Source organism: Algibacter luteus, from assembly GCF_900141715.1.
Classification (GTDB): domain Bacteria; phylum Bacteroidota; class Bacteroidia; order Flavobacteriales; family Flavobacteriaceae; genus Arenitalea; species Arenitalea lutea.
The window spans coordinates 23939-32995 of the sequence record NZ_FQYK01000013.1; the positions used below are offsets into that span (position 1 = coordinate 23939).

Annotated in this window: 5 protein-coding genes; all 5 read left to right on the forward strand. The window is 34.3% G+C overall.

Annotation, left to right across the window (positions count from 1 at the left end; translation table 11 throughout):
* Nucleotides 1–66 precede the first annotated feature (66 nt).
* Nucleotides 67–2019 carry a heavy metal translocating P-type ATPase gene (locus BUA46_RS14890; RefSeq protein WP_026010163.1) on the forward strand — a complete coding sequence of 651 codons (1953 nt, stop codon included), beginning with the start codon at nucleotides 67–69 and terminating at the stop codon, nucleotides 2017–2019.
* A 61-nt stretch (nucleotides 2020–2080) separates the two neighbouring features.
* The gene (locus tag BUA46_RS14895) at nucleotides 2081–2494 is read left to right on the forward strand and encodes an HYC_CC_PP family protein (RefSeq protein WP_019388842.1); all 414 of its coding nucleotides are present in this window, start codon (nucleotides 2081–2083) and stop codon (nucleotides 2492–2494) included.
* A gap of 108 nt (nucleotides 2495–2602) precedes the next feature.
* Nucleotides 2603–6343 carry an efflux RND transporter permease subunit gene (locus BUA46_RS14900; protein WP_019388841.1) on the forward strand — a complete coding sequence of 1247 codons (3741 nt, stop codon included), beginning with the start codon at nucleotides 2603–2605 and terminating at the stop codon, nucleotides 6341–6343.
* Nucleotides 6340–7575 (forward strand): TolC family protein, encoded by a 1236-nt coding sequence (locus tag BUA46_RS14905; RefSeq protein WP_026010162.1) that lies wholly within the window; start codon nucleotides 6340–6342, stop codon nucleotides 7573–7575. The genes BUA46_RS14900 and BUA46_RS14905 overlap by 4 nt, the downstream gene beginning before the upstream one ends.
* Before the next feature lie 3 nt (nucleotides 7576–7578).
* Nucleotides 7579–9057, forward strand: a 1479-nt coding sequence (locus BUA46_RS14910; protein ID WP_143148160.1) for an HAD-IC family P-type ATPase, incomplete at its 3' end; no start/stop codon positions are given.

A 9057-nucleotide genomic window follows, 5' to 3' on the forward strand; every position in this document is an offset into this window, starting at 1 on the left:
TCTCACCAACAATGCACTTCCATTGCACTTAATAAAATAGCATCTTTGGGTGTTATAAATTTTATTATGAAAAAAAAGAAACTCAATTTACGAGATTTAAAACCAAATTCAGAAGAACAACATAGTCACGATGATGGTCACAATCATAGTGGTAACTCAAGTAATATTAAAGCCTATATTCCGGCAATCATAAGTTTTACAATGCTTATTGTTGGTATCGCTTTAGATTATTTTGATGTTCCATTTTTCAAGGATTGGATTCGCATTATTTGGTATGGTATAGCTTATTTGCCAGTTGGGCTTCCTGTTGTAAAAGAAGGTTGGGAAAGTATTAAAAAAGGCGATGTATTTACAGAGTTCTTTTTAATGTCCATTGCAACTATTGGTGCGTTTATTATTGGCGAATATCCTGAAGGTGTTGCTGTAATGTTGTTTTATGCAGTTGGGGAATTATTTCAAAATGCAGCAGTTAATAGAGCAAAAGGAAATATAAAAGCATTATTGGATGTTAGACCAAATGAAGCTCTGGTATATCGCAACAATGATTATGTGTCTGTAAGTCCAGAAACGGTTGAAATTGGCGAAAAAGTGCAAGTACGTGTAGGAGAAAAAATTCCATTGGATGGTATTCTACTTTCCGACAAAGGTTCATTTAATACAGCTGCATTAACAGGCGAAAGTAAACCAGATACTATTGCAAAAGGCGAAAAAGTATTTGCTGGAAGTATTAATATGGATGGAGTAATTGAAATTGAAACCACCATAGAATTTAAAGATAGTTCCATTGCTCGGATTTTGGATATGGTACAGAACGCAACAGCTCGCAAATCTAAAACCGAATTATTCATCAGACAATTTGCTCGTATTTACACACCAATAGTTGTGTTTTTAGCAATAGGTGTTACGTTTCTACCATACTTTTTTGTAGATGATTATGTTTTTAGAGATTGGCTATACAGAGCCTTAATTTTCTTGGTGATTTCTTGTCCTTGTGCTTTGGTAATATCCATTCCGTTGGGTTATTTCGGAGGATTGGGAGCAGCTTCAAAAAACGGAATTTTATTTAAAGGCGCTTCCTTTTTAGATGCAATGACCAAGATAAACACGTTGGTGATGGATAAAACAGGAACGGTTACTAAAGGTGTTTTCAAAATAAAAGAAATCAAAGCAATTGGTTGGGATGAAAAAGAGTTTATGCAGTACTTGATGGCTATGGAAGAACAATCCACACATCCTATCGCAAAAGCCATTTTAGAATATAGAGCAGAAGGCGAAGATTATGAGGCTTCTGAAGTATCTGAAATAGCAGGAAAAGGGTTAAAAGGTATTGTAAATGGTAAGACTGTTTTAGTTGGTAATAAAGCCCTAATGACAGCAAATAATATTAAAGTTTTAGAGGAAACAGAAACTATCGTTGAATCTATAGTATTAGTATCTATAGCCAATACATTTGCAGGTTATGTTGTTATTGCAGATGAATTAAAAGAAGATGCAAAAGAAACAATTACAGCCTTACATAAAGTTGGTATTAATAATATAATGATGCTTTCTGGAGATAAGGATTCCATTACCCAACAAGTAGCAAGAGAATTAAATATTGAAAAGGCTAAAGGTGGTTTGTTACCAGAAGATAAATTAAATGAAGTTGAGCTTTTAAAACAAAATCCTGAAAATAAAATTGCTTTTATAGGTGATGGTATTAATGACGCACCAGTTTTAGCAGCAAGTGATGTAGGAATAGCAATGGGTGGTTTAGGAAGTGATGTCGCTATTGAAACAGCAGATGTTATCATTCAAACAGACCAACCTTCAAAAGTCGTAAGGGCTATTAAAATTAGTCGTTCCACTCGCAAAATTGTATGGCAAAACATCATTTTAGCATTTGGAGTAAAAGTAATTGTTCTGATTTTAGGGGCAGGTGGTTTAGCAACAATGTGGGAAGCAGTTTTTGCCGATGTTGGTGTGGCTTTATTAGCAATATTAAATGCAGTTAGACTACAACGAATGCGATGGAGTTAACCATTAAACTTCTGTTAAACAAAATGAACATTTGTTAAAATTTCGTAACTTCGCAAACAGTATGAAACAAGTATTCCATAAAATAATGTCTTTAGCAATGGCTTTTGTAGTGTTATTTTCTACAATGTCATTTACTATGAATATGCATTATTGCGGAGATACTTTAGTAGAAACGGCTATTTTCCATAAAGCCAAAGGTTGCGGTATGGAAATGGAAAAACCTTCTACTGAAGGATGTTCTATTACCAAGAAAAATTGTTGCGATGATAAACAATTAGCAATTGAAGGTCAAGACGAACTTCAATTACAAGTTGACAAAATTTCATTTGAAAAACAGGTATTCATTGCTTCATTTGTTTACACTTATATTAACCTTTTTGAAGGTTTAGAAAATAATGTATCTTCTTACGAAGAATACAAACCACCACTCGTCGTCAGGCAAATCTTCAAGATTGACGAGACTTATTTAATTTGATTTTTAAACAATAGGCTGTGTTATCCTATGGCTATGTGTCATAAGGATAATTTGTTGTATTCGGTGTTTTCTCAACATCAATGTCTAACTGTTTAATAATCAAACTATATGCTTAATAAAGCAATCAAATTTCTTATAGAGAATAAACTCGTTGCAGTACTACTACTCGTCCTTTTCGTAGGATGGGGTACGGTAAATGCACCTTTTAATTGGGATACTGGATTTTTACCAAGCAATCCTGTAGCGGTAGATGCAATTCCAGATATTGGAGAAAACCAACAAATTGTATTTACAAAGTGGGATGGTCGTTCACCACAAGATATTGAAGACCAAATTACCTATCCATTAACCACATCCTTGTTAGGTATTCCTGGAGTAAAAACCATTCGTAGTTCGTCTATGTTTGGCTTTTCAAGTATCTATATCATTTTTGAAGAAGACATAGAATTTTACTGGAGTAGAAGTCGTATTCTCGAAAAACTAAACTCATTACCAAGTGGTTTATTACCTGAAGGTGTTAATCCTGCTTTGGGTCCAGATGCCACAGGATTAGGACAAATATTTTGGTACACGTTAGAAGGTCGTGATGAAAACGGAAACGTAACTGGTGGTTGGGATTTGCAAGAGTTACGAAGTATTCAAGATTACTATGTTAAATATGCACTATCCTCTGCAAGCGGAGTATCAGAAGTAGCATCTATTGGTGGTTATGTTCAAGAATACCAAGTAGATGTTAATCCTGAATTGATGCGTCAATATAATATTGGATTACATCACGTTGTAAAAGCAGTTAAAGAAAGTAATAAAGACATTGGTGCACAAACTATTGAAATTAATAATGCAGAATATTTAGTACGTGGTTTAGGTTATGTGAAATCTATTGAAGACATAGAAAATGCAGTCGTTACTTCCGAAGATTATACAGCAATACGAATCAAAGACATTGGAAAAGTCTCTTTAGGTCCAGCAACACGACGTGGGTTATTAGATAAAGAAGGTGCGGAAGTTGTAGGTGCTGTTGTAGTTGCGCGATATGGTGCAAACCCAATGGAAGTAATCAATAATGTAAAAGAGAAAATTAACGAATTAAGTGCAGGATTACCTTCAAAAGTATTAGCAGATGGTAGAACCTCACAAGTCACCATAGTACCATTTTATGATAGAACAGTATTAATTCAAGAAACATTAGGTACACTCAATGAAGCCTTAACATTAGAGATACTAATTACCATTTTGGTCATTATCATTATGGTATTCAATCTTCGAGCATCTGTACTTATATCTGGACTACTACCAGTTGCGGTTTTAATGGTGTTTATAGCTATGAAGTTCTTTGGTGTAGATGCAAACATTGTCGCTTTATCTGGTATTGCAATTGCTATTGGTACAATGGTTGATGTCGGTGTCATACTTTCAGAAAACATTATAAGGCATTTGGATGAAGATGATGGAACACAATCCATTAATACAGTAGTTTATAATGCCACAGCAGAAGTTTCAGGCGCTATTGTAACCGCAGTAATGACAACAATAATCAGTTTTATTCCTGTATTTACTATGATTGGTGCAGAAGGAAAATTATTTAGACCATTAGCCTTTACAAAAACCTTTGCTCTAACAGCATCTATTATTGTTGCTTTGTTTTTAATACCACCATTTGCAGCATTTTTATTCAGAAAGAAAAGCATTAAAACCAAATTTAAATATGTTTTAAATGGCATTTTAATAGCATTGGGTATAGTAGCAGTAGTTTACGGTTATTGGTTAGGTTTAATATTGATTGGTTTTGGAATTGTTGCACTTATAAAGCAACAAGAAATAGTATCAGAAAAACAAGCCAACCTTATCAATATTATTATTTCGGTATCAGCGATAGTATTTCTGTTAGCCGAATATTGGAGACCATTAGGTGTTGATAAAAGTATCTTCTGGAATCTCATTTTTGTTAGTGTTATATGTTTTGGTTTATTAGGCGTTTTCTCATTATTCATCAAATATTACACACGTATTTTAAGGTGGTGTTTAGATAATAAGTTATTGTTTTTATCTGTACCAACTGCTATTGTAATTGCAGGTTTTTTCATTATGAAGAATACTGGTAAAGAGTTTATGCCATCCTTAAATGAAGGCTCATTTCTACTAATGCCAACTTCAATGCCTCATTCTGGCGTAGAAGAAAACAAACGAGTTTTACAGCAATTAGATATGGCAGTAGCCAGTATTCCAGAGATTGAAACGGTAGTTGGTAAATCAGGAAGAACAGAATCAGCTTTAGACCCAGCACCTCTATCTATGTATGAGAACATCATTCAGTATAAATCAGAATATATGCTGAATGCAGATGGAGAAAGACAACGCTACAAAGTAAATGATGATGGTTTGTTTGAATTAAAAGATGGTCGATTAATTCATAACGAAAATATAGCTGTCAGTTCGAGCGCAGTCGAAAACAAAGCGATAATCAAATCAACTTTATTAAATGTCAAAAGGTCTCAATTAATCGAAGATGATGATGGTGAATACTACCGCAATTGGCGAACAGAAATACAGTCACCAGACGATATTTGGAATGAAATCTTAAGAGTCACCAAATTACCAGGTGTTACGTCAGCACCAAAACTACAACCTATTGAAACCAGATTGGTAATGCTTCAAACAGGAATGCGATCACCTATGGGAATTAAAGTGAAAGGTCAAGACTTAAAGCAAATTGAAGCGTTTGGCGTCAAATTAGAGAACATTATCAAGGAAGCAGAAGGTGTTAAAGAAGAAGCTGTTTTTGCAGACCGTATTGTTGGTAAACCTTATTTGCTCATTGATATTGATAGAGAGAAAATTGCACGTTACGGAATTTCTATACAAGATGTTCAGGATGTATTAAAAGTCGCAGTTGGTGGTATGGTATTAACACAAACGGTTGAAGGTCGTGAGCGATATGGTGTTCGTGTGCGATACCCAAGAGAATTAAGAGCAAATCCAACAGACTTACAACAGATTTATGTGCCAGTTGAAAAAGGCAGTCCTGTTCCATTAAGCGAATTGGCAACCATTCGTTACGAACAAGGTCCACAAGTTATTAAAAGTGAAGATACTTTTTTAGTAGGTTATGTATTGTTCGATAAATTAGATGGTTTTGCAGAAGTAACTGTTGTTGAAAATGCACAAGCATTGATTCAAGAAAAGATAGATTCAGGTGAATTAATTGTACCAAAAGGAATCAACTATGCTTTTACAGGAACTTATGAAAATCAGTTACGAGCAGAAAAAACCTTATCGGTTGTTGTACCGTTAGCATTGGCAATTATCTTTTTAATACTGTATTTCCAATTCCGTTCTGTGGCAACCTCATTAATGGTATTTACAGGTATAGCAGTAGCGTTTGCAGGTGGATTTATAATGATATGGCTCTATGGTCAAGATTGGTTTTTAAACTTCAATTTCTTTGGCGAAAATATGCGAGACTTATTTCAGATGCATCCCATTAATTTAAGTGTAGCGGTTTGGGTTGGGTTTATTGCACTCTTTGGTATTGCAACAGATGATGGTGTAGTAATGGCAACGTATTTAACGCAAACTTTTGATAGAAATACACCAGAGAATAAAAAGGAAATTAGAGCGTCCATAGTAGAAGCAGGAGAAAAACGTATCAGACCTTGTTTAATGACTACAGCTACAACCATTTTAGCATTATTACCAGTATTAACCTCTACAGGACGAGGAAGCGATATTATGATACCTATGGCAATTCCAAGTTTTGGAGGAATGCTCATAGCCTTAATAACCCTATTTGTAGTGCCAGTATTATATAGCTGGAAATCTGAAGTTCAACTTAAAAGAGCAACAAAATGAAATACATAAAAATCAATATAAAAACGGTCTTTGTTCTTTGTGCTTTATGCTTCGTGCTTTCTGCGCAAAGTCAAGAGTTAGAAACGCTTATTAATGTAGCACTAAATAACAATCCAGAAATTCAAAAATTTGAATTGCAATACAAAAGAGTTTCTGAAAAAGTAAACGAAGTCAATACGATACCTAATACCGAATTTGGTGTAGGTTACTTTGTGAGCGAACCAGAAACACGAACAGGAGCGCAACGCTTTAAAGTATCTGCTAAACAAATGTTACCGTGGTTTGGTACAATTACGTCACGAGAAAATTATATCAGTTCATTAGCTGATGCTAAATATGAAGACATCGTTATTGCAAAGCGAAAATTGATGGCTTCTGTATCACAATCCTATTATAATTTATACGCCAACAAAGCAAAACAAATGGTGCTAACAGAAAACATTAAACTATTGGATACCTATGAAACATTAGCACTTACATCTGTTGAGGTTGGTAAAGCATCTGCTGTAGATGTGTTGCGATTACAAATGCGTCAAAATGAAATGCAACAACTAAAAGATGTTTTAAGTCAACAATTTTTAGCGGAACAAACTAATTTCAATAAGCTTTTGAATAGGAAAAATGATATAGCTGTTACTGTGGTAGATAGTTTAATGATGCCTTCAGAAGACTTTGAAATCACTACTGAAAATTTAGCATTACATCCCGAATTGTTGAAGTATGATAAATTATATCAATCCATAGAACAATCAGAATTACTAAATCAAAAAGAAAGCAGTCCTATATTTGGTTTTGGATTAGACTATATCAATGTTTCAGAAAGACCAGATATGAGTTTTTCGGATAACGGTAAAGATATTGTAATGCCTATGGTTTCGGTATCCATTCCAATTTTTAATAAAAAATATAAATCTCAAACCAAGCAAAATGAGTTAGAACAGCAAGAAATAACAGCTCAAAAACAAGAACGATTAAACACTTTGGAAACGCTTTTAAGTAAAGCGAATAATGAGCGTATTTCTGCAAGAATAAGTTATGCAACCCAAACTAAAAATCTAAAACAAGCTAAAGTTGCCGAAGAAATTTTAATCAAAAGTTACGAAACAGGAACGATTGATTTTAATGATGTTTTAGATATTCAAGAATTGCAATTAAAGTTTCAAATGAACCAAATAGAGTCTGTTAAGACCTACTATGTTCAAAGCACCATAATTAATTATTTAATTCAGTAAACAATGAAACACACATATCACATACACGGAATGACTTGCAACGGTTGTCGCAGTCACGTAGAAGAAACACTTTCTAAAGTGGAAGGTGTTTCAAAAGCAACAGTCAATTTAGAAAAGGCAGAAGCCACTATCGAAATGGAATCGCATATTCCTATAGAAACATTTCAAGAAGCCTTAAAAAATGATGGTGGTAGATACAGTATTCATAAACAAGGTGAACATCATCACCATTTAGAAGATAAAAAGGAAAACCAACCAAAAGCAAAAGGCACAGGTACATTTTATTGTCCTATGCATTGTGAAGGAGATAAAACTTATGATAAAGCAGGAGATTGTCCTGTTTGCGGAATGGATTTGGTCGAAGAACAAAATCTATCGACAGCTACAACTGAACAATGGACGTGTCCAATGCATCCAGAAGTTGTAAAAGATGAAGCAGGTTCGTGTCCTATTTGCGGTATGGATTTAGTACCAATGCAACCAGATGTTTCAGCAGAAGAAAAAACCTATAAAAAACTATTGAAGAAGTTTTGGATAGCATCTGTTTTCACTTTACCAATTTTTATAATCGCAATGAGCGAAATGCTTAATAATAATCCATTGTATGATATAATGGAACAGAAAAACTGGAACTGGATTCAATTCGTTTTATCAATTCCAGTCGTATTCTATGCTACTTGGATGTTCTTTGAACGTGCTTATAGAAGTATAAAAACGTGGAATCTCAATATGTTTACCCTAATTGGGATTGGTGCAGGTGTGGCTTGGTTATTTAGTGTGTTTGGGATGTTATTTCCAGATGTATTTCCTGAACAATTTAAAACTGAATCAGGTGCAGTACACGTCTATTTTGAAGCAGCAACGGTTATTCTAACCTTGGTGCTTTTAGGACAGTTGTTAGAAGCGCGTGCCCATAGCAAAACCAATTCGGCAGTAAAAGAATTATTAAAGTTAGCACCTAATAAAGCTATAAAAATAATAGATGGTGAAGAAGTTGAAGTCAGTATAGATAAGATAGAATTAAAAGATATTCTAAAAGTTAAACCAGGAGATAAAATTCCTGTGGATGGTGTAATAACTGAAGGCGAAACAACTATTGACGAATCTATGATTACGGGAGAACCTATTCCTGTAAACAAATCTCAAGATGATAAAGTAAGTAGCGGAACAATTAATGGGAATCAATCATTCTTGATGAAAGCGGAAAAAGTAGGAAGTGATACGTTACTCTCACAAATCATTCATATGGTTAATGATGCCAGTAGAAGTCGCGCACCTATTCAAAATTTAGCAGATAAGGTATCAGGTTATTTTGTGCCAGTTGTAGTTCTTATTTCTATTATCACATTTATTGTTTGGGCAATTTGGGGTCCAGAACCAGTTTATGTGTATGCGTTTGTGAATGCAATTGCAGTACTAATCATTGCGTGTCCTTGTGCTTTAGGTTTAGCAACACCAATGTCTGTAATGGTTGGTGTGGGC

Bases quoted from the DNA above. Each gene is read 5' to 3' on its own strand.
- BUA46_RS14895 (WP_019388842.1), top strand. From the start codon at position 2,081: ATGAAACAAGTATTCCATAAAATAATGTCTTTAGCAATGGCTTTTGTA.
- BUA46_RS14905 (WP_026010162.1), top strand. From the start codon at position 6,340: ATGAAATACATAAAAATCAATATAAAAACGGTCTTTGTTCTTTGTGCT.
- BUA46_RS14890 (WP_026010163.1), top strand. From the start codon at position 67: ATGAAAAAAAAGAAACTCAATTTACGAGATTTAAAACCAAATTCAGAA.
- BUA46_RS14900 (WP_019388841.1), top strand. From the start codon at position 2,603: ATGCTTAATAAAGCAATCAAATTTCTTATAGAGAATAAACTCGTTGCA.